The 26053-nt window shown below is 63.3% G+C and carries 20 protein-coding genes; 6 read left to right on the top strand and 14 right to left on the bottom strand.

Annotation, left to right across the window (positions count from 1 at the left end):
- Positions 1-96 precede the first annotated feature (96 nt).
- The 3 genes from BM449_RS00110 to BM449_RS00120 form a co-directional block, all read right to left on the bottom strand.
- A complete protein-coding gene (locus tag BM449_RS00110; RefSeq protein ID WP_145536834.1) occupies positions 97-1212 on the bottom strand; it encodes a hypothetical protein in 1116 nt (371 codons plus the stop codon).
- A gap of 8 nt (positions 1213-1220) precedes the next feature.
- Positions 1221-1637, bottom strand: a complete 417-nt coding sequence (locus BM449_RS00115) for a hypothetical protein (RefSeq protein ID WP_233830849.1) — start codon at positions 1635-1637, stop codon at positions 1221-1223.
- Positions 1638-1716: 79 nt separating this feature from the next.
- On the bottom strand, positions 1717-2595 hold the full coding sequence (locus BM449_RS00120; protein ID WP_071799583.1) for a major capsid protein: 879 nt from the start codon (positions 2593-2595) through the stop codon (positions 1717-1719).
- A gap of 338 nt (positions 2596-2933) precedes the next feature.
- Between BM449_RS00120 and BM449_RS00125 the strand changes: the two genes are divergently transcribed.
- Positions 2934-3380 carry a hypothetical protein gene (locus BM449_RS00125; protein WP_162922790.1) on the top strand — a complete coding sequence of 149 codons (447 nt, stop codon included), beginning with the start codon at positions 2934-2936 and terminating at the stop codon, positions 3378-3380.
- Positions 3381-3761: 381 nt separating this feature from the next.
- On the opposite strand, the gene BM449_RS14710 is transcribed toward BM449_RS00125, so the two are convergent.
- A complete protein-coding gene (locus BM449_RS14710; protein ID WP_162922791.1) occupies positions 3762-3899 on the bottom strand; it encodes a hypothetical protein in 138 nt (45 codons plus the stop codon).
- 87 nt (positions 3900-3986) lie between these two features.
- Between BM449_RS14710 and BM449_RS00130 the strand changes: the two genes are divergently transcribed.
- From BM449_RS00130 to BM449_RS00145, 4 genes are all read left to right on the top strand, one after another.
- Complete coding sequence (locus tag BM449_RS00130; RefSeq protein ID WP_071799585.1) at positions 3987-4712, top strand: C39 family peptidase; 726 nt, start codon at positions 3987-3989, stop codon at positions 4710-4712.
- 8 nt (positions 4713-4720) lie between these two features.
- On the top strand, positions 4721-5500 hold the full coding sequence (locus BM449_RS00135) for a hypothetical protein (RefSeq protein ID WP_071799586.1): 780 nt from the start codon (positions 4721-4723) through the stop codon (positions 5498-5500).
- A gap of 202 nt (positions 5501-5702) precedes the next feature.
- Positions 5703-6047: a hypothetical protein gene (locus tag BM449_RS00140; RefSeq protein ID WP_162922792.1), complete on the top strand. Its 345-nt coding sequence runs from the start codon at positions 5703-5705 to the stop codon at positions 6045-6047.
- A gap of 52 nt (positions 6048-6099) precedes the next feature.
- On the top strand, positions 6100-6261 hold the full coding sequence (locus tag BM449_RS00145) for a sigma factor-like helix-turn-helix DNA-binding protein (RefSeq protein WP_083544291.1): 162 nt from the start codon (positions 6100-6102) through the stop codon (positions 6259-6261).
- A gap of 29 nt (positions 6262-6290) precedes the next feature.
- Here BM449_RS00145 and BM449_RS14715 read toward each other — a convergent pair whose 3' ends face one another.
- Positions 6291-6500: a hypothetical protein gene (locus BM449_RS14715; RefSeq protein ID WP_145536964.1), complete on the bottom strand. Its 210-nt coding sequence runs from the start codon at positions 6498-6500 to the stop codon at positions 6291-6293.
- A 246-nt stretch (positions 6501-6746) separates the two neighbouring features.
- Between BM449_RS14715 and BM449_RS00150 the strand changes: the two genes are divergently transcribed.
- Positions 6747-7661, top strand: a complete 915-nt coding sequence (locus BM449_RS00150) for a zincin-like metallopeptidase domain-containing protein (RefSeq protein ID WP_233830851.1) — start codon at positions 6747-6749, stop codon at positions 7659-7661.
- Positions 7662-7814: 153 nt separating this feature from the next.
- On the opposite strand, the gene BM449_RS00155 is transcribed toward BM449_RS00150, so the two are convergent.
- The 9 genes from BM449_RS00155 to BM449_RS00195 all read right to left on the bottom strand — a co-directional run bounded on the left by BM449_RS00155 (position 7815) and on the right by BM449_RS00195 (position 26052).
- Positions 7815-10037, bottom strand: a complete 2223-nt coding sequence (locus BM449_RS00155) for a UvrD-helicase domain-containing protein (protein WP_071799588.1) — start codon at positions 10035-10037, stop codon at positions 7815-7817.
- Positions 10034-16633, bottom strand: coding sequence for a DEAD/DEAH box helicase (locus BM449_RS00160; protein WP_071799589.1), 6600 nt, complete (start codon positions 16631-16633; stop codon positions 10034-10036). The genes BM449_RS00155 and BM449_RS00160 overlap by 4 nt, the downstream gene beginning before the upstream one ends.
- 94 nt (positions 16634-16727) lie before the next feature.
- A complete protein-coding gene (locus BM449_RS00165; RefSeq protein ID WP_071799590.1) occupies positions 16728-17480 on the bottom strand; it encodes an RES family NAD+ phosphorylase in 753 nt (250 codons plus the stop codon).
- Positions 17481-17867 carry an MbcA/ParS/Xre antitoxin family protein gene (locus BM449_RS00170; protein ID WP_071799591.1) on the bottom strand — a complete coding sequence of 129 codons (387 nt, stop codon included), beginning with the start codon at positions 17865-17867 and terminating at the stop codon, positions 17481-17483. It lies immediately after the preceding gene.
- 183 nt (positions 17868-18050) lie between these two features.
- Positions 18051-18260 carry a hypothetical protein gene (locus tag BM449_RS00175; protein WP_162922793.1) on the bottom strand — a complete coding sequence of 70 codons (210 nt, stop codon included), beginning with the start codon at positions 18258-18260 and terminating at the stop codon, positions 18051-18053.
- Positions 18261-18316: 56 nt separating this feature from the next.
- Positions 18317-18664 (bottom strand): hypothetical protein, encoded by a 348-nt coding sequence (locus BM449_RS00180; protein ID WP_145536966.1) that lies wholly within the window; start codon positions 18662-18664, stop codon positions 18317-18319.
- A gap of 36 nt (positions 18665-18700) precedes the next feature.
- Positions 18701-19390, bottom strand: coding sequence for a TerB family tellurite resistance protein (locus tag BM449_RS00185; RefSeq protein ID WP_071799594.1), 690 nt, complete (start codon positions 19388-19390; stop codon positions 18701-18703).
- A gap of 60 nt (positions 19391-19450) precedes the next feature.
- The gene (locus BM449_RS00190; protein ID WP_071799595.1) at positions 19451-21136 is read right to left on the bottom strand and encodes a DUF262 domain-containing protein; all 1686 of its coding nucleotides are present in this window, start codon (positions 21134-21136) and stop codon (positions 19451-19453) included.
- Positions 21133-26052: a class I SAM-dependent DNA methyltransferase gene (locus BM449_RS00195; RefSeq protein WP_071799596.1), complete on the bottom strand. Its 4920-nt coding sequence runs from the start codon at positions 26050-26052 to the stop codon at positions 21133-21135. The genes BM449_RS00190 and BM449_RS00195 overlap by 4 nt, the downstream gene beginning before the upstream one ends.
- Position 26053: the final 1 nt, after the last annotated feature.

A 26053-nucleotide genomic window follows, 5' to 3' on the forward strand; every position in this document is an offset into this window, starting at 1 on the left:
CAGACAGCCAGCGGCAGGGGAGCTACCACCCTTTGCCAGCTCAACAAAAAGCCCGCCGTCAGCAACACCGGGTAGGTGTCTCTCCCCAAGCGGGGATTAACCCAGCAGATCGCTGGGGACATCTCCCAGGCCATCACCAGCAGGGGGATCGGGCATGGTGGCCACTTCAAGCTGCAGCCGCTCGGCCTCAGACAACATTTCGGCTTTGGTCATCGATTGATCCAGGTGGATCCCGAAGTCCTGCAGGCAGTGATCGGTGATCTCAGCCTTCGTCATCGAAGCAAAATCGACAGGTTTCGCTTCCGGCTTCCCTTCAAGCTTGGCTTCCGCCTCCTGCTCCAGGCGCTCGGCCTCAGCCACCATCTCCTTCTTGGTCATCGATTGATCCAGGGCGACGCCGTAGACCTCCAGGCAGTGAGATGTCATCTCGTCCCTGGTCATCGCGGTGAAACCAGAGAAATAGGGCTCTGGCTCGGGTTCACCCTCGATCTTGGAATCAACGGGAGCAGGATCATCTTGGGTGGGGAGGACCTCAAGCATCGCCGGATCACTCTGACCCGCGCTATTGACAAGAATCACCGGCAATTTAATTGGCCGTCTGATCGCGCTTGAATCAAAGATAAAACTGCACTCTGTGTCGCTTGTATAGGTGTAATTAGAATCAGCAGATTGCAAGGCTCCATTCACGAGAAGATCACCTGTTGCCTCGATGCCGGTGCCGACCACTGACACGTTCACAGGCTTGCCCCTCACCTCCAGAGGCTCCTCGGGATTGAGCTCAACGATCACCGGCAGCACCGGACCAGGGTCCGGGGGGTCAACGGGATCGGTCGGGTCCGTGGGGTCGGTGCCGCCATCGCCCACTGCGTCTGTCGAGATCGGCAACACCGCCTGCCACTCCAGCTTCAACCAGCCCTCCAGGTGGCAGGGATGAACGAAGCGATCCACCTCGCCTGGCTTGCGGATGCGCAGCATCCCCTCCGGCGTCTCCAGATAGGGCGCGCTCGCCAGGACCGGCTCGCGCACGGTCGGATCCACAGGTTCGATCCGGTCGCTGATCAGGTGTTCAAGGTCATCAGAAGGCGGCGCCAGCAGGTCCGGGCGGGCCGACACCTCAGCAGCCTGCGGCGGCGCCCACGGCTCGCCAGGCCTCGACGGGATCACGCGCATCGTGCCCTCTTGAGCCTGTAGAAACGGTTCCAGTTTCGGCATCACAGCACTCAGGCGTGGGTGAGACCGGCGTAGGCGCCAGCAGGGGTGCTCGGAGTCAGCGTGCAGCGGGCATACACAAAGGCGTGCTCCTTCACGTTCGCCGCATCAGCAGGGGCCATCAGCAGGGCACCGCCGCTGATCGTTGCTTCCACCTGGCCGCCGGCAGCCGGCACCGCCACCGACGCTGCCGTGACCCAGGTGCCGATCGTGCCGTCCTTCAGTTCAGGCGCCAGCTCCAGCAAAAATGTCACCGCAGCAGCAGCGCCCGGGTGCTGAGCAAGAAAGGTGAAGTGACCCGCTGCATCCAGCGGCGTGCTGATCTTCACCACCTCAGCGCTGGCTCTGACCCGCTCAAACGGATCGGTGGCGCTGTGGTTGATCCAGCCCACCAACGTCGTAACTGCATCAATCAGTTTGTTGGCCATTGCAGCCATGGTCGTGTCCTCTCAATCAAAGGTGGATAGATCTAAAAAAGGAGTGGGCTTAGGTGAGCAGATCGAGCAATCAGGTCACGACAGGACTGACGTCATACAGCCGAGCAATCGCCCGGCTGTTGCACACCGCAAAGCCCACGTACCAATCCACCCGGGTGCGAAACACCGGGGCGTCCTGCACTTCGCCGAAGTCCCGCACCGAGAGGCCGTAGCGGCCCTCGAACGGTCCCTGCAGGCCGGTCATCAGCTCATCACCCAGGGCGCAGCAGTAGAAGCTGGTGGTGCCGCCGGCTTCATCGAAGCCCAGCACCTGGTTGCCGCTGGCGTCCTCATCCACCACGAGGATTTCGACGTCCTCAAACCAGTGCCGGCCATCCACCACCTGGTAGAGATCAGCGCTGAGCACCTGGCGGCTGGCGGTGCTGATCTGGCGGCGACCAGCCTTGCTGGTGATCAGCACCTTCTCGCCACCGTTGGCGTTCACCGAATCCACCAGCGATTCGAGCTTGGTGAGCTTCACCGAGCCGCCTTCGTTATCGATGGTCTGGGGAGCAGCAGGGGGGAGACGCTTGCTCAGCCCGTTGAAGGCACGTGGATCAAAGGTGGCATCGCCGTTGATGATCGCCGCCTCCAGGGTGAGGCGCATCGAGCGCACCTTCTGCTCGGTCTGGCTGGCGCGGGACTCGGGGCCATTGAGGTCAACGATCGAGCGATCCACGTCGAGATCGCCACCGAAGAGGTGCACGAACTCCGAATCGTTCTCGACGGCGCCGTAATCCCTGCGGTAGCCCTCATTGACAGCGCGGAAGCCAACGCGAGGCAGCTTCACCTCTTTGGCGAATTGCAAGGCACCACCAGCAAGGTTGCGCCAAGTCATGCGGCGAAGCAGTTCACCTTCAACGAAGGTCTTGGTGACCGCCAGGCGGTCAACCCTCGTCTCATGCTTCATCGCCTCGATAAGGTGAGGCCCATGGTCACTCCGGGGGTCTGGCCCCAGCAACGTCACCACCTATTGCCAGCACCACCGCAGCTGATGGGATATGGGGGGCTGACGGGCTCTTGTGGCCTGAGGCGGCGGCGGCGGGGTTCGTCACGATCCACGGCGGCGCAAGGGCGGCGCAAGTCCGCGAGGCCGCTGCGCGGTCGCGGCCCCTTGCCCTCGCCGTGGTTTCGCTCGAAGTCCCTCCGGCCTTCCTGCCATGGCACCGCAAATCCTGCTCATCCAGCGCCGCTCTCAGCTCAGTGGCTACAGCGCCTATTGCTCAATCAAGCGCCAGATCGCCCACGATGAATCGCTCACGCCCCGCGTCCTCGCCTGGCTGGTGCAATGCCCGCTGCAGGCACTCTCGGCCTGGCGGTCGGCCGATCTGGTTGGCCCATGGCGGCGAGTGGGCCGAGCGCCACGAGCTGGAAAGCTTCCGCTGGGAGCTCAAAGGCAGCACGATCATCCACGGCAAGGCGGTGAGCGTCATGCCCGATGAGATCACCGGCGGCTGGCGGGCACTCACTGAAGGAGAAGCCGAGCATGCCCACAAAGATCTCTGGGGCTTGATGGGGGCCATCACCCAGGCCAAAATGCCGCTCGATTTCAACTTCAAGTTGAGGCTCAGCCCCCAGGAGCTGAAGGCCTATGAAGCGGCCGATGAAGCCGGCAGGCTTGAAATGCGCCATCGGGTCTCTGGGCTGGTCAAAGAGCGCCGCAAACAGGCAGCTGCCATCGGCTGGGCGGCCTGAGGCCCAAGGCCCACCGGGAGCCTCAATCCCGGCACCAAAACACCGTGTGGCGGGCGGCCAGGGCGGAGGGGATCAGCAAGCAAGTCAGTAGAGAACACGGTGACGGCGGGCGCCGTCGCTTGGATGTGGGCTGCGCACAGGCCCCTTCATGGTCGGTGGGCGCCTCAAGGGCTGCGCAAGGCCGGCTTGGTTGCGCCGCTGCGCGGCTGTGGGGCTGCGCAGGCGCTCCGCACGGACGCTGGCCGGCCCCTTGACCCGCCCACCGCCTGCTTCTGGGTCCTGCGCTGCGCCACCAATGGCCACCACGCACCGCTCCACCCGCTCCCGCTTCAGTGCCTTGAGCTCCAGCCGCCTAGAGGATCTGCAATGGATCGCCTCAGGTCAGCCGCGCCATGCCGCCGTGTCGCGGAGCTGGCCGGGCAGATCCTCTTTGAGCGCCAGCTCGCCACTCCGGCCCGCTGCCCGGTGGGGGTAGGGCTGCAGGAGCTGCCCTTCTAAGGCGGCCAGGGGCCGAGGCATTCAGCGGCGGGGCTTCTGCCCGCCTTTCTGCTGACACCTGGCGGCTAGGCCGCTGGCAAGAGGAGGAGAACGTCGCCCAACACGGCAATGCCCACCCCCATGACCGTGGCGCGGTTGATGGACCGCTTCCAGTACTTCGAGAGCAAACAGCAGCAGCAAGACGCCGTGGCGATGCTGCACGACGCGATCGGGCGGATCGAGCAGCAGCAGGGCCAGGCCGAAATCCTGCTGGAAGAGGCGCCATGGGCTCTGCGTTTCAGCGAGTCACCGCCAGCACCGCCGGCACCAGCCTTCGCCAACCCGCTGGTGGTGCCCTACTTCTCCCAGAACGACAACGCCAGCGGCACCGGCTACCGCGAGTGCTTCTCCTCGAGCTGCGCCATGCTCGCCGCCTACTGGGGCAAGGTCAGCAGCGATGACGCCTACAACGTCATTCGCGCCCAGTACGGCGACAGCACCGAGGCCCAGGCCCAGCTCTCAGCCCTGCGTTCGCTCGGGCTGGAGGCCAACTTTTTCACCAATGGCGTCACCGCCGATCTGATCAAAGAGATCGACGCCGGCCGGCCCGTCGCCACCGGCTGGCTGCACAAAGGCCCCAGCTCCAGCCCATCGGGCAGCGGCCACTGGACCGTGGTGACCGGCTACGAAGCGAGCGGCTGGATTCACAACGATCCCAACGGTGAGGCCAATCTCGTCGGTGGTGGGTACACCAGCAACCTCAACGGCAAGGGCCAGCACTACAGCGCCAAGAACTGGGATCCCCGCTGGAGGCCAGGCGGCAGCGGCGGCTGGTTCCTGGTTTGTAAGGGCTGAGCAGAACCATGGCCGACCTCAGCAACCTGCAGCACTGGCTGTCCTTCTTCTGCACCAGCACCGTCACCCGGGCCAGCCTGGGTGCCATTGCGCCACTGAGCCCGCAGGAAGCCGCCGGGTTCATCGGCTGCATGATCGTGGAGACAGGCTCCACTGATCTCTCTGATCTCGATGTGATCGAGGCGGGCAGCGGCGCCGGCCGCGGGGCCATGCAGTACACCGGCCTGCGCCGACCGCCCTACGACGCCGCCAGGGAGCAAGCACTGAGCGAGGGGATCGATCCCAACAGCAATGAGTGGCAGGAGATCTACTTCGCCCAGGAGTACGCCGGCCTGCACGATCCAGCCGAAGGTTCCCTGATCGGCTGGTGCTGCGTCTTTGAGACCGCCCGCTGGCCTGGATCCAGCTGCTGCTGCCGCCTACTGGACCGGTCAGCCGAAGCGGTGAGGGCTACTTCAGGCCCGGCACACCCCACAGCGAACGTCGTCAGGCAGAAGCGCTGCACGTCTGGGACTGATCGAAACCGGAGACCTGCTCATCCCCAGCGAGCCAGACCATGGACGGACGATCTGAGCCACCACACAGCAGAGCTCACCACCAGCAGCCGGGGGGCTGCCGGTAAAACCACCGTTCGACCGCGAACGCTTCCTCTTTGTCCTGCTCGCAGCGGTGATCATCAGCGAGTTCTCGATCTATCTTCTCGCTGGGACGGTGTGCGCCTGGCGTCTGGTCTTCCTCGATGCCAAAGCCTGCCCAGAGTTTCTGATGCGGCTGCATACAGCCACTGAGTCCGCCCTCAACTTGATCCTCGCCCTGCTCGGTGGTGCCGCCATCGGCAGCAGCGTCAGCAGGGGCAAGCCGTAAATGGCAGGAACGATCCGGGCAAGCAGCTGCCGTGATCAAGGGTCCGTGGTGGCCGCCACTCATCCGCTCCCAGCTTGCCCTTCTCTGCGTTTCGGGCTGGTGGTGCGCGTTTTTCGCACACCAGCCATGCCCCGTCCCCTCTCCGCACGCGATGCCCTGATCCTGGAGTTCCTGCCACTCGCCGATGCCAGCGGCGGCGGCTTCTCTCGCCAATTCGCCGGCCTGATCGAGCGAGAAGATGCGATCCAGGTCGCCAGATTGGCCCTCACCACAGCAGTGAGCCGGCTCAGCAAGCGCAGCACAGCCCAGCCTTCTCAGGGCCACCATCGCGGCGCACTGCGTCACCATCTCCGCGATCGCGTCCGCCTGGTGCGGGTGTCACGCCGTGAGCATGAGAAAGGCACCACCCGTTCCGGCACGAAAGCTTGGATCAGCCGCAGCCCAAAACCGGTTTCTGCCTGCTGGATTTGATCCCTGCTGAGGCCAGCGCAGAGCAGAGCGAAGAGTCAGGCAAGCTCGAAGCATGCTGGATCAACTTCCGGCCAATCAGGCCGCCGTGCTCAGGCTGCACATCCTCGAGGGCCTCTCGATTCGCCAGGCGGCAGAAGCCATGGGGGTGAGCCACACCACAGCCCACCGGCTGGAGCGCAAGGCACTGGCCAGCCTCAGGGCGGAGCTGGCCTGAGGGCCATGGCCCTGCATCACACCTACGAGTCAGACCAGCTCCAGCGCCGTGTTGCGGCGCAGGTAGGTCTCCAGCTCAAGCTTGCGGATCACCCGCGACTCGTGGTTGTTGCTGATCTGAACCTTCTGGCCGCTCATTGAAGCCGTCACCCGCCAGGGGCCAGGGCTCGCGGGTCGAGCATCTAAGGCCGCCGGCGACTCACCCAGCAGGGCCGCCAATTCATCCCGTTCTCCAGCCATTCAGCACAAGGCCACTCATCAGCTATTGCCAGAGGGGCGGTTGCAAAAGCCAGTGAACACATCACCCTCAGCCGTCAGCAATGAGGAAGTGCGGGCGCTGGAAAACGTCAAGAAACGCCTCTGACCAGAGGGTTGAGTCGCGCAGGTTTCCTCATGGTCTGCGGCGGCGCAAGGGCTGACGCGAGCGGCTGGCGCCGCCCTTGCCCTCGCCGCAAGTGCCATTCGGGGCACTGCGCAATCCTGTCCATGGCCACCAAAACCCGCTCACGCCGAGGCCGTAAAGCCTCAGAGGGTCCATCGCCCGCAGAAGCGATCGTGGCCGATCTCATCAGCCTGCTGGAAGCGGGCACCACGCCTTGGCGCAAGCCCTGGGAAGCCAGTGGCGGCGGTCACCACGTCAATCTGCTCTCCGGTCACCGCTACAGCGGCGCCAATCCGATCCTGCTCACCCTCGGCATGCACCTGCGGGGTTCCGCCCTGCCCTTCTGGTGCGGCTTTGCCGAAGCCAAGAAGCTCGGAATCTTCCCCAAGAAGGGCTCCAAAGCCGTTCGCATCCTGCGGCCCCAGCTGCACAGCCGCGAAGAGGAGGGCGAAGGCGGTGAAATCTCCCTGAAGAGCTGGGCCAGCTTCCGCCCCGTAGCCATCTTCAATTCCAGCGATCTGCAAGGCGAGGCGCTAGAAGGCCTGATCGCCAGCCGCAAGGCGATCGAAGAGCCTCAGGTGCGGCCAGAGCCTGAGCGCCACGCCGCTGCAGAAGCCACCCTCTCCGCCTGGTGTGTGCCAATCAGTCGCGCTGGGGATCGGGCTTTCTACATGCCAGAGCTCGATCGCATCCAGCTGCCGGAGCGCCATGCTTTCACCAGCAGCACCGGCCACTACGCCACCTGGGCGCACGAGGTCATCCACTCCACAGGGCACAACAGCCGGCTCAAGCGGAATCTTTCCGGCGCCATGGGCTCCCACAGCTACGCCCGCGAGGAGCTGGTCGCTGAGCTGGGCGCGGTGCTGCTGGGGGATCGGCTGGAGATCGGGGCTGCGCTGGAAGGCCATGCCGCTTATATGGGCCACTGGATCGAGATGCTCAAGGCTGAGCAGAGGGTGCTCTTTCAGGTGCTCAGCGAGGCGCGGCAGGCGGCGGATTTGATCTGCCCGAATAGTTGATCACGACGAGGGTTTAGCGGCTGCAAGCTGATGGCAGCATGGGCATCGAGGCCCTTCAGCGGCACGACATCCGAGATAGTTGCCGCCGATTCTTGGCCCTCAATCACCAGATTGATCAGTCAGAGCGCCTTGGCGAATGCACGTAGAAGGTAGTCATTCCACACTCAGATACGGCGAACCCTGGCCAGTGAAAGTAACCACTACCCGTTTTTTGGCGCGAGTGGCTGCAACGTGCAGGAGGGAGCGTTCCTGTTGCTCGAATTGCTCCCGTGAGATCTGGTCAGGTCGGCGATTGAGTATGTAGCGGTAGGGCATCTGGTCGCTATCGAGCCCTGGGATGAACATCTGATCGAACTCCAGGCCTTTGACCCGGTGCATGGTTGCTAGGCGCAGGGCTGGATCACTCGGGTCATCGGATTCGCTGGCCTTGATCACACGGGTGGCGAAGCCTTCCCGTTCCAGCAGGCCGTTGAGCTTCTCGACCGCTTTCTGAGTGCGAGCGGTCACGCAGGTGCCCGACAGGCTGCCCTGCTCCTGCTGGATCTGACGCAGTTTTTCGACAAGGAAGCGCTGCTCGTCGGCCGGATCCTCAAAGCCCTGCACGAGCGGGTGTTCGCCGTGAAGCAGCGATCGGTAGTCACTGGCGGGGTCGCTGCCGCCGTCGAGATCGTCGAAGTCGAGCCCCTGGAGCACGGCCGTGGCCCAGGCGCGCGTTTCCTCGGTGGTGCGGTAGTTGATGCGCAGCTTGCGGGAGCGGCCACGGATCTCGACACCGCAGCGGCTGAGCACCACAGGTTTGCCATAAATGCGCTGGTGGGGATCGCCGACGATGAACAGGTCGTCTGCGTGCTGCTCACCGGCCAGGGCACGAATGAGGCGGAATGAGGCAACATCGAGATCCTGCGCCTCATCCACCACCACTGCGGTGAACAAGGGGGCTTGGGCGGCGTTGGACAACAGGTCAGCCGCGGCCTGTTTGGCCTCCTCGGGCTCCCACAGCCCGCGCTGGCGGAACTCAGCCCGCAGGGCATCGAACACTGGCCAGATCTGGGCGCGGTTTTGCCGCGTGAGGCGAGTGCCGCGGCCGACACGGCGTGCCATCAGGTAGTCATCGCGGGTGCGGCAGCCATTGGCCAACACCACTTCCTGCCACTCCTCGCTGTAGAAGTTCTCATCAAGCCCGAGGGTGGTGTCGGCGACATCCATGGCCAGGCTCCAGCACGAGTCGCGGGCCTGATCGTCAAACACCCGAACCTGCAGGCCCTGGTTCTTGAGGAAGTTCATCACCCAGCCATCGAGATGAATCACCTCGATGCGCTGCAGGGCCTCGGTGCTGCAGATCTTGGTGAGGTTGCTGCGGATGTCGGTGGCGAGGTTGCGCGTGAAGGTGGTGAACAGCACCCGGCCAGGCTCACCGGCATCGGCAAGCCGCTGGGCCAGCCAGGCGGTGCGATGCATGGCCACAACGGTTTTGCCAGTACCGGCACCACCCAGCACCCTCACCGGACCGTTCCAGTGTCGATCCACCAACTTGCGCTGGCTGGGGTGCAGAAACACCCTCCACTGCTCCAGCGGCGCCGAGAGCATGGCTTCGAGCACTTCGTCGTCGGTGATCACGAGGAAGTGGGCCTGGCTCTCGGGGGTCTGCAGAGCTGTGGCCACATCGCTGGGGTCGATGTGGGCCGGCCTTTGCCGCTCGAGCTCCTCAATCACCGCCTCGATCGGCTTGCCATCGGCCAGGAGAATGAGGCCATCGACGCAGTCCTGGGGGAGCCACTCGATCAGCCGTGCCAGGGCCTCGTCATTTCCAACGGCCCGTACGGCTGGCAGGAGAGCTTCTGGCACACCGAGCACCATCAAGTCGTCGTTGCTGCAGGCTGAGAAGAGGCCCGTCTGCCCGTTGCTGTCTCCGCGAGCTGTGGCTGGCGTCATTGGCAGCTCTGGGGCCGGTGCCGTTGTGGGTTCAGAGCTTGGGAGGGAAGCTGGCGCTGGACTGCCAGCGTTTGTTTCGCCCACCGCCGTTTCGGCTGCCTCCACATCCACCACCTGCAGAGCACCGGAGACGCGGTTGACGTGACAGGTTCGGCGACGGGCCCACTGGTAGGCGTCGTCGTGCTTATCGATCCAGAGCAAGACATAGGTGTTGCCTTGCTCCGGTGCGCTGACGATGCAGCGGATGTCCTGATCAACACGCAGGGAGCGGATCATCGGATCCTTGCCACCTTCGATGCGCTCGTAGTTCAAGCCCGGACTGCGGGGATTGTTGCGGAACTTGGAGATGAAGGTGGCAGCCTTACTGCGCCCTTTCTCGGGCAGCTTGTTGAGCGCCTTGAGGAAGTCGCTGGAGATGGCAACGGTGAGGCGGGTGTCGCTCATGGGGCTGCTGGGGTGTGGAGGTCAGTAGCAGTCGTGGACGGAAGAGCGAGCGCGATCGCTTCAGCGGTGCTTTCGGGTGGATCATCTGTGCACCAGCAGCACCAACCGGCGTTCTCAAAGGCTGCTCGGTCGTCTGGCTCAGCAATGAGCGCCAGCTGGTGATCGGGCCAGGCCAGCTCGGCTTGGGCCAGCACCTCACCTTTGCTGCCTTCCAGTTCAAAGCCCGCCATTGGCAGTGGGATGGGCGGCTCGGATGCGTCGGACCTGGAGGCCAACTGGCGTAGGACTTGGAGCACGGTCTGCACGCTGGGGATCGCCAGCTGCTCGAGCTCCTTCCAGGCGGCCTCGTCGGCTGCACCCGGGGTTGCGCCGGCTGACAGAGCGCGTTGGCCGCCGTCCACCCACACCTGATAAGGGTCGATGGCGGCTGCCTGCTCGGCACCGCCCCAGCCTGGGGTGGAGAGCAGCAGATGGGGCAGGAACTGGAAGAGATTGGCTTGCCGCAGCCATTCCCGCCAGGCGGCCTGCTGCTGCTGGTCGGTGGCAGCAGGCTCGGGCTGGAAGTGGATGGCGCGGAAGCTGGCGGCAGGGTGGTGCTGCTGGTGAAGATCCAGATCCGCGAGGTTGAGGGCCTCAAGGCCTGGAGCGATCGGAAGCCGCTGGCCCATGGCCTGCCCAGCCGCTGATTGTTGCCACTCGTCCACATGGGCCCTGAGCTGGAGCGCCTCAATGGCCGTGCTGAGCTCCGGTGCGTGAAGCGGGGTGCGGGCGAGCTGGGCCTGGACAAATTGGTGGGCCAGGCCCTGCCACCAGCGCTCTGAGGGGTTGAGCAGGTAGGCCATCAGCAGCTGCAGGCTGCTGGCCGTCTGGGCCTGGCGGGCGCTGTCGAAGGGAAAGCAGTCGGGGAGCTTGAGCTGTTGGAGCAGAGGCTTCGGCCACCAGTGCAGATAGAGCTCCGGTTTGGTAGTGAAGGTGGGGTGAACTCCGAGGGCCAGGCCGTTGGGCTCCAGCTGGTCTTGGCCGCTGGGGAGCTTCTCGACCACGTCAGCCCAGCTGAGGCCCCAGAACATGTAACGCCCGCTGCGTTGCAGCGCCATGCGCTGCCCGGCATCGGTGGCCAGTCGGCCGCGGTGGTACTCCCAGCCATCGGTGTAGATGGCGATCGGCTTACCGCCGGCGGTGGGAGTGAGCAGGAAGTCGGCCCGGGAGTAGACATCCACCCCTTCGCTGGGGGAGAGGGGCACTTGCTGCTCCAGCTTCCAGCTCACCACGTGGGTACCGGCGCTGAGGCTGAGAAGGAAGCCCTTGCGACCATGAATCAGGTCGTCCTGGAGCCGCACGGTCACCCCCTCGGGTGCTCCCTTGCCCTCGCGCAACTTGTCGATGAACCGCAGCTCGAGTTCGCTTTCGGCGCGGGTGTTGATCACCACCTCCGAGAGGCTGCGCTGGCTGGGCTGGAGATCGCCCCAGCGTTTGAGGATGGCCTGGAGCTGCTCGATGGCGCGGCGTTTACTCGTGCGCAGCCGATCGAAGCGCTGGCGGTAGAGAAAGATGCAGCGATAGCAGCCATCACTGCAGGGGCAGGCCTGGAGCGATTGCAGTGATCCTGCGAAGACCGCTTTGAGGTCTTGGCCGCCGGCCTCCATCAGCTGGCGCACGTAACCGGTACCGCCGGGCACCGAATCAAACAGGTAGAGGAAGGTTTTGCGTTGCTGGCTGCCGGGTTGGGGCTCCTCTGCCACCGCCGACTGCAGGTGATCCACCTTGCCGCCAAAGCGGTGGCGCAGGCCCAAGTGCAGGGCCCCCACGAAGGAGGGCTGTCCGGCCTCATCCCAGAAGTTGGCGCCGGGTAGGAGAAAACGCAGCGCCTCTGAGTTGAACTCCCTGTACATGAACAGTTGCTGATTCACCTGAGCGGCGGCGGGCTTGTCGCGGTAGCGGCAGCCCCAGGTGTGGTTGCTGGCCTTGGCAGGGCCGCGCTGCACCTTGCCGCAGCTGCTGCAGAGCTCGAAGCCCCGCACCTTGAGGCCCTTGCCGGCGATGGTGTGGGTCTGGCCGACGGGGGTGGGCTCGCCGAAGTTGATCTCGCGGAAGCTGCTGCTGGCCAGGTATTCCGCGCCGAAGGGAAAGTCCTCGTCCTCAATCGCCAGGGAGATTTCCCGCCGGCTTAGGTCGGGAAGGATCAGCAGCTGGCGGGTGAAGAACTGGGGGTTGCGCTCATCGCTGTCGTCGCCGAAGCGGCTGCGGGCATCTTCTGTGGTGGCCTGCACCTGACGGAGGCGGGCCATCTCCTTGACCTGGCCCTGATCGGCATAGCCACTGTGGCCGCAGCGTGGGCACTCCTTGCGGCCGAAGTCGTCGTCGGTTCCGCGGCAGGCGAAGGAGCAGGAGGGGCAGAAACGCCAGCGCTCGGGCCTGTTGAGGCTGGGGTCGACTTGATCGACCTTCACCCGCCGGCCCTGGGCATAAAACTGACCATCGGGCACCAGCTCGCGGATGGCGACAGCGGCAGGCCGTTCGTAGCTCAGTGTTGGCAGTTCCTCGCTGCTGCGGCCATCGGCTGAGCCACCCGAGCGGCTGGGCAGCCGTCGCCAGAGCACGGATTTGAGGGTGACGCCGGCCTCTGGGAAGGCGTAGTTGGGCAGGAAGCCCTCATCGGTGAGCATGGCCAGCAGGGGCCGGTTCTCCAGGTCTTTGCGGAGCTGGTTGAAGGCCTTGAGCTCTCGGTAGATCTCCGTTTTCGCCTCTCGTTCGGCCTCGGTGAGGGAGGCGTCGTCGCGGCCCGAGAGCTTCTTGAGCCTTTCGCGCAACTTTCGCGCCTCAGCGCCAAGACGTTTGCGCTCGGCGATCAATTCCTCAAAGCGCTGGATCAGCTCGCTGGCGTAGGGAGCGCTCAACGGCGCTTCTCCCTGGGAGCGAATGATGCGCTGCAGCTCCTGTTGGGTGGAGTCAGCCAGCTGGTCGGGGAAGAGCTGCAAAAAGCGCTCCAACAACTCGCCCTGATGGGCCTGGCACCACTGCAGCCAGGTGTAAGGGAAGGTGTCTGGAAGTCCTGCGTTGCCCGCCTTCTCGACCGCATCGAGGGCGGGTTTGAGCTGGCGAGGCAGGGCCTGGGCATCGATGCCGCTCTGCACCCAGCGATCCAGGGTGAAGGCGAGCAGCTGGCGCCGCAGGATGGCGGCAGCATCGAGATAGCAGCCCGGTGGGCTGACGCGGCCGCGCAGCATCGCCTCCGGCTCCGCGAAGAAGTAGAGGTCGTGGGGGGTGCCGGTGACGATGGTGCCGACCAGGGCATTGCCATCCCGGCGGCCGGCGCGGCCGATCCGCTGCAGGTAGTTGGCGGGCTCGGGCGGCACCGAGGCGAGCAGCACGGTGGAGAGATCGCCAATGTTGATGCCCATCTCCAGGGTAGAGGTGGCCGAGAGAAGGTTGGGATCGCTGCGGTATTGGCCGCGGATGAACTGGGTTTCGAGGCGCTCGCGATCCGGCCGTGGCAACAGGCCGGTGTGCTCACGGGCGACGATGCGATACACGTCGCCGCGGCCATAGAGGCGGCGGTAGAGGGGCAGGCCGCCGCGGGGATCGGTGCGGTAATGGCCTGAGCAATGGCGTACCTCACAGGCCATCCCATCCCAGAGCGGCAGCTGCTGAGCCAGCACGCTCTGGCCATCACCGCAGCAGGTGCAGCGCAGCAGCTGAGGGGTGGCGCTGACCTGAACTGCGGGCGGTGGAATAGCCCAGATGCGCTCAGCGCCGCCGCGGGTTTCCTGCAGCAGGCCCGCGTCCAGCAGGGCCGCCACCACCGCGAGCAACACCTCTTTCTGCTGCTCGCTGTTGAGGCTCTGGCTGGGCTGCAGGGTGCGGCTGAGCCAGTGCTGGGCCCAGGTGGGGCGGCCCCCATCGCGCACCAGCTGCTCGAAGCCGCCCTTGCCGCGGTAGCTGGTGGGGAAGGTGGGGCGCGGGGCCGAAAACCCGAAGCGCGGCGTGTAGGGGATGCGGTTGAAGGGGTAGGTGTTGGTGCCGCCGGAGTGGAGGTATTCGCTGCCCTGGCCGCTGCGGCCGAAGAGCTCAGGAACGACGAGGGCACCGCGCTGGCGCCAGTGGTGCAACAGCCCCACGATCAGCTGCTCGAGCTGGTTGCTGCGGGCCTGGCGGAGAGGCTCGATTTCGTTCTGCAGGCGGGTGAGCAGCGCCGGCAGCAGCGCGTTGATGGCGGCGGGATCCACCGCCGCGGCCAGGGCACCGGCCTGCTCCACCGAAGAGCCCAGGCGTGAGCGGTAGCCGAATTCGGCGGCCACCTCCCAGCGCAGACGATCGCGCACCCAGCCCAGAAGACTGCCTTTGGGATTCAGCGACGGGATGTCCTGCTGCTGCAGGGCGTCCCACTCGCGCAGCCACTCCAGATCAGGGGGCAAGAAGGTGGCGGCGAAGTCGACTTCTTTGGGGAAGAGCTGCTGACCATCGGCGATCAGCTGCTCCTGCAACTGATCCAGACGCATCGCACTGCCAAAGTTGGTGCTGTGCTGTTGAACAGTGCGGGTCAGGGCAGTGCGCAGGGTGGTGCGATAGCCGCGGGCGGCGATGAACCCAGCCCGGTGGGCGGCGTTCTGTACCGAATCGCAGAAGGCCAGCAGCTTCTTATCTCCGTTGAACGAGGAGGCGAACAGAGCGGCGCTCCAAGTGCTGGTGAGGCTGGCGGCGGAGGAACCGATCAGCAGCAGGCCCTGCTTGGCACTGCAGTAGGGGCAGTCGCGGCTGACGCGGGGGTGGTTGTGGTCATCGGTGGTTTTGCAGTCAGGCATCTCCACGGGCAGCAGCTCGGGGCTCTGGCAGTTTGGGCAGACCCCCTGGCCGCTGTCCGCTGGGGTGCTGCTGCTCTGGCTAGCCGTGGGGATGTCCTGCGCCCGATGGACCGACAGGCAGCTGGCGCAGAGCCGGTGCTCGCCTTGGCCCGTTGCCTGCGGAAAGAGATAGCGCAGTTCCGGGGCGCCGGAGAAGTAGGCCTTGTAGAAGGCCTTGAGGTTGGTGGCGCGATCGAGGCGGTTGCTGCCCTGGTGCAGGAGGGTGGAGGTCCAGCCCGTGGCGCCGCAGTCGCGGCAGTGCACCACCGGCAGGTGGGGGCTGCTGTCACCACCGGAGAGATCGTCGGAATGACAGAGCTGGGGCTCGGCCTCCACCGAGGCCACCATGCGCTTGAGCTCCCGCAGCCACAGCTGCAGGCGCAGGTTGAGCCAGGGCACCACCACCTCGCGGCCATCGAGGAGAGTGGTGGTGCGGCGGGCGTGGGCCACCAGGGCGAGCAGGCTTTCCAGCAGCAGCACGCGGTAGCCACGCGGGAACTGATCACCCAGGCCCAGCTGGCGGGAGAAGCGCTCGAGCAGGGTTTCGATGGAGCAGGTGCCGGCGGCCTGGCGCACCAGGTTGTGGATGGCCGGGAGGGTGCCGAGCCTCTGGCCCAGGGCCAGGCGCCAGCTCTCAGCCTGGACATCACCGCCGGGCGTGGGCAGCAGGGTGTCTGCCAGCCAGAGCTGCGCCTGCTGGGCCAGGTAGGTCTGCGGGTTGGTGGCGTTGGCTGGATCGAGCTGCTGGATGGCCTCGACGCCGGGCAAGGGCAGGGCGAACAGGCCGCCGCTGTCCTCATCCCCGTAGGCGGTGTGGGCGGAAAAGAACTCCTCGGGCGTGAGCCGCTCCTCCTCGATCAGCGCCGCCGCCTCGAAGCTGCTCGAGAAGATCTGGCCGGCGTAGTGGAGCATCGCCTCGCGGGATTCGGGGCCACCGAGGGTGGCGGAGGTGCCGACGCACACCAACGCATCGCCGGGGCAGTGGAGGCGATCACGCAGGCGGCGGATCAGACAGGCCAGATCGGTGCCCTGGGCGCCATCGAAGGTGTGGAACTCATCCACCACCAGATAGCGCAGGGTGCTGGTGCCATCGGCAATGGGATGGTTGTGGGCCCAGAGGCCCTGCACATGGGGCTGGATGAGGAGGTAGTCGAGCTGCTTGTAATTGGTGAGCAGGATGTCGGGCGGCGCCTTGTGCAGGGCGTTCTTGTCGGTGATGACGCTGGTGGCGGTCATCGCCGCGGTGGGGCTTTCATCGGCAGCCCCGATGTAGAGACCTGCGCGCAGACCGGCCAGGGACGGGATGGAGTGGATGAGATCGGCGATGCGCCGGGCCTGGTCGGTGGCCAGGGCATTCATCGGGTAGATGAGGATCGCCTTGATCCCCTTGCGGCCCTGGCTGTGCTGCTGGCGGCAGTGCTCGAGGATCGGCAGCAGGAAGCACTCGGTTTTGCCGGAGCCGGTGCCGGTGGCCACCAGGGTGTTGCGGGGTGTGCCGGGCAGCAGCCGATCGAAGGCCTTCTCCTGGTGGCGGTAGGGCGGAAAGGGCAGGGGGATGTGGGGAAACCAGTTGCGGCCGGAGCCTTCGTGGAAGGGCAGCGCGACGGAGATGTAGGGACCCTTGAGCAACCGCTCACGCTCGGCAAGGAAACGCTCGATCAGCCCTGTGAAGCCTGGAGTTGTGGGGTGAAAGGCCGTGCGGATGGCATCGGAAGCTACCTGCTCCAGCTCGCTAGCAACGACTGAGGGGAGCAAAGTGTGCTGCCGATTAAGAGATCATGTTAGCCGAGATCGTTGTTCTGCCAAAGGTTATGAATAGATGCAGCACACGTTTGAACCTGAAGAGTGATCAGCAAGCAGCATTTGGTAGTTGTCCATTGATCAGAAACCGCGCACGCGGGTAGCGATGCAGCACGTTGTCGTCGTGGCACAGAAATGAAGTGTGGTCTGCTGTTACTTCAGCGGTGATGTCCACCTGATCAAAGGGGGTGGACTGAAACACCGATGGGGTGAAGACGCCTACCTGCACAAGTGCTTCGCTGGAACGGGCACTGAGGTACTCAAAGACCTCGACTCCCCGATCTCGAATCCATCCCCCCAGAAGCTGCGTGGACTCGTAGTGAATCGGATCGCGGAGGGCGGCCTGGATGGCCACATCCGCAATGGCCTGCAGCTGCAATCCGCGGCGAGTCTGAATCACAACTGAAAACAGCGTCTGCCGCCGGAGAATCGGTGCCCTCGGAGGGTCGATCAACCCTTCCCAGAACAGCAGGGCGTAGTAGGCGCCTTCCACAAGTGAACCGCTGCGGCAGCGTGAGCCGTAGAACATCCCCCTCGTTTGGCGACTGCCGAAGCGCGAGCCATGCCGAAGCGGGGGATAGCGAAATGGCGTGGACAGGAGCGGATGGCTGGGAGCATCGGACCCGGAGGGTTGGAGCCGGGGCTTGCTGGTTTCCACCAATGCTTCCAGGCGTGCCAGCTGCTCGAGGTCATCAACCAACGGGCCAAGGCTATCGATACCCTGCTGTTGCACCAGCCGCAGCACCGTTCCCTGCAGAGAAACCTCAGGTGCTGAAACTGCGATGGCGCGCAGACCCTCCACTTAGATGGGAGCACGCATGGCGTCTAGGTACTGCGCGATCTCGACAAGCCCTTCGGTGCGCTGTACTTGCTCGGCCGGCACACCACCGGTGTGTCGGTTGGCGGTGTGAAACCAGTGACGCAGATGCTCGCGGTCGTTACCGACAAGGACCGACAGGCTGCGGTACAGACGGATCAGCAGCAGCGCCAGTTCACCGGTTTTGGACGCTGGGTCAATGCCCTTGGCACGAGTGAGCGTGGAACGATCTTTCCCCAGCACCCTGGCCAGGTCCGTGCGGCTCAGATCCAGCTGGTCGGCCGTGCGGAGCACTGCCTGCTGCAGCAACTGGGCATCGGATAGCGAGGCCGCTACTGGGGGAGCGGGTGGGGCGCGATCAACGACGGGCATGGCTCTGTTGCTTTTGCGTCAATCCTAGCCCTTGAAGCGCAAATGCATCAAGCGGGCTTCTGCATGGCTCAGTCGTTCACCACATCGCGCAGATAAGGCTGGGAATGGCCCCCATACATGGAATCTCAAGATTGCGGACTGTCTTCCATGACGCCTTGTCCCTCAAATCAAAGAGAAAGTCAATCAACCTGAAAAGATCTGCTGCCATTCTTCCTCCGACAGCTTGTCACGCAATTCCCGCTTCAGATCATTATACAGAGTCTTGTCCTGCTGAGCAACTGAGCGCACCATGATTTTGGCCATGGCAAGATCATTGTTCGCAACACAAACAATGATCTTGTCGCGGATGATCTTTGGGGCTCCGTGATTACCGGACAAGATATCCTTCAGCACGACTCTACCTAGGATTTGGCCGACGACGACAAGATTGATCCCCCACATGCTGTGACTCAGGAATTCATGAAATCGGAAAAAGCACTGGAGTCCCGGGAGCGCAAGGCGAACAGGTCAAACAGACTGCGGATCATATCTCGATACATGGCTTTTGTTTCTTCATCAGCCCCCTCATTCTTGGAAAGTTCGGTCAGGCCCTGAACTAGGGTGCTGAAGTTCTGGCTATTGATCTGCAGCTCTGCACAGCGAGCCTGAAGCGCCTCTCGGAAGGCATCTTCTTTGGCTCGCAGAGCATAGATGGACTTAAAGCCGTCGATGATTACTGGCAGGTTCTCGACCAAGCCTTTGGCAATTATGGCGCTAGTTGCCATCGACTCATTAGGTGTGATTGACGAATCTGTCATGGCACTTGGTGCTTAGTGATGAGGAGTGTCGGTGCTTCAGTCCTTCTTGAGGACAAGGTCCACAAGTGCTTTCACGCCCCAGATGGAACCTGCGGCAATGGCCGGGACGACCAAAACTGTGCCAGCCAACATGCCGCCGCCGACCAAGGCGCCCAAGGCGGCTAGCCCAGAGGTGATGCCAGCAGCGCTGAGGCCGAAAACTGAGCCCGAGGCGGCGATAGCAGCAATGGGAACACCAGCACCAGCAAGGCTAGAAGCGCTTTCCTTGATAAGTCTGTTAAAGGAGTCTGAGTCGCTTGGCGTATTCCTGATCTGCCATAGGTTGAACTGCACCTGCTTGATCGCCTCGATTTGTTCATCCCCGACCTCCAGCTGTCGGCCGAGAATAAGAACGTACTCTTGCTCTTCAACAGAGATGGAACCGTTAGCAAGGGCCATCAGGAATAAATCAGCAATCAGCGTGAAACGCAGATCCGAGTCGGAAAGGGCTTGGATGCCAGCAATGATGGCGTCACGATGGGAGTCCTTCAAATCATAGACAGCGGCGTATACCCGAGCTTTGCCCTGATCGGTGATTTGCAGCTGCTCCATCTGCTCATCGAGTAGCTTGCGCTCATGCTCGTCGAAGTGACGATCTACGTAGCACAGCTCTCCCAGCAGAGAGACGTAAGCGATCCTAGCCTCTTCAGGATAGGCGACTAACGGATGGGAAGTTTGATCTGTCATGGGTCTGATCGAGTAGATGGCTGTGATGAATCCAGACGGTCTTGCAGAGGTGCAGCAGAGCTATCCGTCAGGTGGATAGATCAGGCCTCCAACTCTGCTGATTGCTGAGGCAATGAGCTCCAGCCGCTGCTGCAGGAATCGCTTGTAGTCGTCGTTCCACAGCCCTGACTCCGGTCCATGGGGAATCAAATGGCTGCTGAGCACGGCCCGCATAGGGAAGCCGGGTTCGTCGCGCAGTTCTGCCATGTAGGTGGAAGGGGCACTGCAGCTGATGCGCTGGTTGGTGGCACTGTCGATTAAGCAGCGGTTGAGCACGCAGTCGCGATGGCGAGAGTCGATGCCACGGTCATCTAGGAACTTGGCAGGGAAGATGTGGTGGTCGTCGATGCCGTTGCTGGCGAGCAGCTGATCGTTGAGCACGGCACGGCTGTGAAAGTCGAGTGGGCGATCGCCACTGGCGAGGATCAGGCAGATCGTGGCACGGTAGAGAGAGCGCTGGCGGGGAGTCACATCCCTGAGCTGGTCGGGGTTGAATCGGAAGCTGCGTACGTTCTCTGGCGCTGGCGCAGTTGGCTTACTTAGCCAGGGGATCAGCTCACTCACGTCGCGGCCGCTCTGGGTGTTTGGTGAGCTCTCGTAGGCCTGACTGAACACCGAGCACCAGAACCAGCGCTTGATCTGCTCGCGCTGGGCACCCACAGCTACGCCCTTGCCGGCACCGGCACGAGCGAGGGCAGCAGCCATCGGCGCGAGCATGGTGTTGTAGGGGAGCCACTTGGGCTGGAGCACCCAGCAGTCGTCGTGGAGGATCGTGAGCGAGAGCGCCAGGGCACGGGTCACGGGCTCCCACCAGGTGGTGACCTGCTCGGCACTGAGGTTGAGCACGTCGCCGCGTTTGCAGCTGGGGGTTTTGCCGCCAGCCAGGGCGATGGCCATCAGCACGTAGTAAGGGTCGACATCGAACTGAGCGATCAAGGGGTGATCGCTGTGGGCCTGCTCCCAAAGCTCGCGCAGCTTGAGGTCTCGGCTCCAGAAGCGGGCAGTGAGCAGCTCAAACACGCTGAGCTTCACGCCGGTGCGGTTCAGCGTTTCGAAGATCGTGCAGAGGGCCGCGGGCTCGGTCTCTGCGGAAAGGGTGACGACTGGGAAGACGTATTGGTCAATGCGGTTGATCCACTGAGCTTCCAGATCCTGAAGCTGATCCTCCAATTGGTCGCGCTCTTCACCTTGGCGGGTACGGGCCACCTGAATGCCCCACTTGGAAAAACCTGTGCTGCCCTTATTGAGTAGGGAGAGTGGAAGCAGGAGCTGCTCGGCCTGCAGCTCGAACGCCTCTCGCTTGGCTACGGCTTTTCTGTTGTGGCGCAGATAGCCAATGGCGTCTTCGAAATCGGCACCGTCGATCAGGGCGCGGATGTCGAGGTAGTAGCGGTGATCGCCAACCCCATAGAAAGCCTGGTAGAGGGAGGTGAGTCGCTGCTGGCCATCGAGCACTAAGAACGTGTGCTCGGTGTTGGCTGCAGGAGCTCCTTCAAACTCGCGGCTGGAGAAAGCTCTCTGACGATCACGCACGCGCAGGATACTGCCGGCGGGGTAGTTGTTGGCGATCGAGACGATCAGCGCCTGGGTAGCACTGGGCTCCCAGACGAAATCGCGCTGGAAATCGGGCAACACCATATCGCCGGTGTGGACCCGATCCAATAGATCGAGCAGGGGCTTGGAGTTGGTGTCTTCATAGATGGTCATGAGCCCACGCGGTGCTGCTCAAAAAAAACCCAAGCCACCCGGTAATCCCCCACCCGATCGCACCGATCAAACGGGGCTTCATAGGTAATCGTGCGCTCCACCGGCCCACCGGGCAGCGTGTCATCGATGATCGTGCGTGACACTGTGCCGGAGGTCATTTCACTAATGTCTTCCCAGCCGGTGGTTTTGTTGGCGCCGCGGCCTGAGCCCTTGCGTGGGAAGCCAACGCCTGTGAGCCCCTTGCTGGCAGTGAAGACGATGCGGCCGTTCTGGTCGTACCAGGTGTCGCGTTCGTATTGCTGCATCACCGGGAATTGCACCCGGTAGATCGTGATGAGTTCATCGAGGGTGAGGCCGAGGGCCTGGGCCACGAGCACGTCGATTTCCACCAGCGCTTGGCGGCGCATGTAATCGGTGCGCAGGGCGCAATCGCGTTGCCAGGTGGGGGTGAGGTTGGTGAAGAAGCTGTTAGACAGGCGGGGATCGTTTTTTGCCCAGCGTTGCTGACGGAAGGCATCATCCCAGCACTCGCTCCAGAGATCGGCGTAGTGGGTGGTGAGGCAGTTGAGGGAGAGGGTTCGTAGACGCAGCTTGTTTCGATTACTTGTGGCCTGAAGAGGAAATAACTGCATGTCGCCAGCTGTCAGATCCGACTTCCCTGTTGATTTCAAATAGAAGTCAAGAGGAATTGACTGCAGCAGTGCACAGAAGTCAATAGCCTTGATCTGCTCGGCAAAGACAGTGGTCACCACGCTGATCACGTGGCCAGTCTTGGGAGGAGCAATCGACGGGATAAGAGTTCTTTCGCCTGACTGACTAAGGCGTTTGCGATGGGCCACCCGGTAAAACTCCGTCACCGGATACTTCTCCCCCCACGGCACCCGTGGCGTGCGAGCACGGTATTCAGCAGGCGACACATCCGGCCGGTAGTTGGTGCGGGGCAGGTAGTCATCGGGCAGGGTAGTGAGATCGAGGCAGTCGTAAGCTCTGTTTGTATTGCAGATCGCTTTTGGGGTTTGATAGAGAGGGTTGGCTACATTGAATAGGGGACCAGAAAGGATCAGCTCTGATGGATCTGGCGGAAAGCTGGTTTCGCGGCGGATTGTGCCGTCTTTCTGGGCGTTGGTTTCATGCCACATCTCTAAGGCAATGTACTCACCCTGCAAATCGCCCAGCCGTTTCGGTGCAGCGGCGAACTTCTCCAGCACATTCAGAAGTTGCTGAGAATGGAGTGCCGGCAAACGGGCCTGATTGGCGGGGGTCCCTGGTTCGTCATAGAGGCGGGCGAAAAGCCGAAGGGTTTGCTCATCAACGGAAATCACTCTTTGTGGATGGCCTTTAAGCTCCCAGCGGCTCTTTGTGTCCTTGATGCCTGGGACTAGACCACCACCTTCAGAGTTAAAGCATTCAGAGAGAGATGAAGCCGCAAAGAGATTGGCAAGAGAAACAAATCTGATCTGGGTTTGATCTGCTGCTTGCTTTTGATACACGTTGATGCTGTATTTAACGGTGTTATGAATCTCGGCAAAGAGTTTGTACTCATTCTCGAATTGGAAGTGTCCACGCAGCCATCGATAAAGCACCTCCCGCAACTCACCGCCCTTCGGGTCGTCATAGACCCCTTCCGGATGCAGGAACCCCTGCACCCCCTGATCTGAAGCCACTCGCCAGGCTTGGGGTAGGAAGCACTTGTAGAGGTTGGTCTGGCTGCCCTTAAGTAGCGGATAGTTGCCCACCGCATTGAGAAACGCCTGGCTGCCGTTCTGCCCCTCAAACTCCTCCAGGTAGGCCGCCCGCAGATCTGGGTGCACAGCCACTGCCTCCCCCCGCCGCTTGGCCAGCTCGCTGGCGCTCACCTTGCGGATCAGCACCATCGGGTCGGCATCGCCGATTACGCCCTTCTCTTCCCACTCCACCTTTAGCCAGGGCGGGTTGCCCACGATCAGATCAAAGCCACCGCCCGCCAGTAGGTCGGCGAACTCCAGATCCCAATGCAGTGGCCGGATGCGGGCCGTCACTGCCTCCACCTGCCGCAGCCGTTCGAACTCTTCTTTGAGCTTCTGCACGTCCACGAAGCCGTGGCGGTCGGAAAAATCCACCGCCAGCTGCACCGGTTGCGTGTCGGCAAACAGATTTCCCTGGCCAGGTTCTGGCGATACGCCCTGCTCCAGATCGCCCAGGATCATGCTCAGCTCCAGCAGCCAGCTATCCCGGCTCGGCAATGAAACCGCCTGCTTGATCGGCCAAAACCAGAGCGCACACCAGTAGTCCATCGCCCACTTCAGCCGTAACCGTGCATTGGTGTTGGCCACGTCACGGCCCAGCACCTCCTGCTCCTGGATGCGGTCTTTCAGCTGCAGCGGGATCCAGGCGGCATCGGCTGCTCCGCTGGGCTCCTGAACTCCTGGCTCCTCCCACACCGGCAGCGGGTCGGTGGTGCGCTGGCGCAGCTGGGCCAGTTGCTGGGCCCAGTCCTGCATCAGTGAGTCCGTCAGCTTGCTGAGCCGCAGCAGGTGGGAAATCTGCGCTTCGGTGAACACCTCGCCCACAAACGCCTTGTTCCAGCGTTTGCAGCGCTCGATAGCCTCTGGTTCCAGCTCCTTGATCACCTTGTCGCCATAGGCGGCCATGCCTGGATCGGGCAGCAGGAAGTGGAAGATCCCATCCGCTGGTAGCTCTGCATCCCAGGCCAGTTCCTCCGGGGCGTGCTCGTGCCAGAGCCTGCGGGGCCTGGCGCTGCGAGTGGTGCTGGTGGGCAGCTGGCTCAGCCGATAGATCTGACGTCGGGCACCGATCAGGGAGTTGCCGCACACCAGTTGTTGGCTGAACCAGGGGATGAACGCCCGGCCATTTTCGGGCGTGAAGATGCTGTTGAGCCAGAGGCTCACCTCCGCCAGCTCCACCGCCACCGGGTTGAGGTCCACGCCGAACACGTTCTGGTCGGCCAGGCGCATCTTCACCTTCTGCAGCTCGGTGGCGTACTGCTCATGGGGGATGCTCTTGCCGGTTTCCTGCTGGCGCCGTTCCAGGTAGGCCTGGGCCAGCTGGTTCACCACCTCATTGAGGAACGCGGCTGAACCCATGGCGGGTTCGCAGATCCGCAGCTTGAGGATCTGGGCTGCCGTGAGCCCCGCCAGCAACTCCTTGAGCGCGTACTTCACCAGGCAGCGGGTGAGGTCTTCTGGGGTGTAAAAGCTGGCGCTCTTCTGCCGGTCACGCCCCGCCAGGCGGTAGATGAAGCTGCCCTTTGGGTAACACTTCGGCGTGCCGGTGGCTGGATCGGGCACGATCTCTTCGCGCCTGTAGGCCTTGAGCTGCTCAGCGCTCACGAAGTGACCCACCTCCAACTCGTCGTGCCCCTGGCCTGTGGCCTGGCCGCTGGCGCGGTTGTCGTCGCCATCGCTTTCGTTCTCTTCGGCGGCTTCATCGCCCTCGGCCGCAGGCCTACCGCCTTTCTTGGGTGGGGGCTGCACCTCGAAGAGGTCTTCTTCTGCGAAGAATCCCCGGAAGCTCAGCAGGGCCTCGTACACCGCACCCAGTTGGTTGATGCCCAGCTGCGCATAGCTCACCCGGCCCCGCCGCTTGCCGCTCTTCTCCCGCGTCAGCGACATCAGTTCGATTACCTCCCGCAGCACCACGTTGCGGAAGCGCACCCGCGTGAGGCTGGGCATGCGCTCGGGGTCGAACAAGTGCGCCTTCAGGGGCGTGAGCCGGAAGCTGTTGTGGAAGGGGTCGTCGGTATCAGCCAGGGGCAGCTGGGCTGTGGCGTCGTCGCGCTTGGGGAAGCCCTCCCAGATCAGCTGGAACAGCCGGTTCAGCGAGTCGCTGATGTAGGTGCCCTCCTGATCTTCCTCGCTGGAGAGCTCAGCAGTGTCCATCTCCCGCAGACTTTCGAGGCTGTAGCCCAGGCGATACACATCGCTGCCCATCGGCGCATAGCCCAGATCTGGCCGGCTCTCGATATAAAAGAGGAACAGCAGCCGGTACATGTAACGCAGGCATTCGCGCGTGAGTTGCTCGGCGTCGGTTTTGCCCTTGAACACGCCCTCATTGCGGCTGCGGCGCCAGTGGATCGCCTCGTTGCCGAGCAGCTCGATAGAGCGGCGCAGGGCGTATTTGAGATCGCCGCTCACCTCATAGGCGTGCTTGTGGCTGTTCTCATCGAGTTCATCGAGCAGCGGCGTGCCGCCCCCTTGCGGGCAGGTGTGCTCGCGGTGCAGCAGGGTGGCCGCCGCCAAAAGCGCATCGGGGTTGTTCTCGCCCAGCAGGGTGACGAGCTCAAAACGCAGCAGCCTGGAGGCGGCCCACTTCTGCCGGTCGATCAGCAGCAGCTGATCACGGCTCACCGCCAGCACCCAGCGCGGCGGCAGTTCCTGGCCAAACACCCGTTCGCTGATCAGCGCCTCCCAGGCTTCGCCCGGCAGCACCAGTCCCAGCGTCGGGTCGAGGATCTGCCGCCCGTGGATGGTGAGATCGAGCGGATCGGTGGGCTCATCGCTGGGGTTGAAGCACTCCACAACCCACAGCCAGGGTTCGCCCTTGGCGTTGCGCACCTCAGCCAGCAGGGGCAGCTGGTAGGCCTCACCGCCGATCAGTACGGCTTCTGGCTTGGGGGCGTAGGGGTAGTTCAGGGCCTCCAGCAGCGGCTGGAAGAACAGCTCCCGCTGCAGCCGCAACCGCTCGGCCGGATCGTTGGTGATGCCAAGTTCGGCCTCGCGCAGCTTCTGCCAGGGTTTGCGCAGTGCTTTGAACTGGGCCTCCGGGGTGCTCACCTCCGCTGTCGGATCCGCTTCCAGCTCGGCCTTGGCCTGCTCCGCCCAGCGCTCACGCACCTTCTTGATGTCGCCTGTCAGCACGCTCTCGAGGTAGTGCGCCGAATAGAACTCGTTGGCGTTGCTGATGCCCGGTAACGCCATT

The organism is Synechococcus sp. SynAce01, assembly GCF_001885215.1.
Classification (GTDB): Bacteria; Cyanobacteriota; Cyanobacteriia; order PCC-6307; family Cyanobiaceae; genus Regnicoccus; species Regnicoccus frigidus.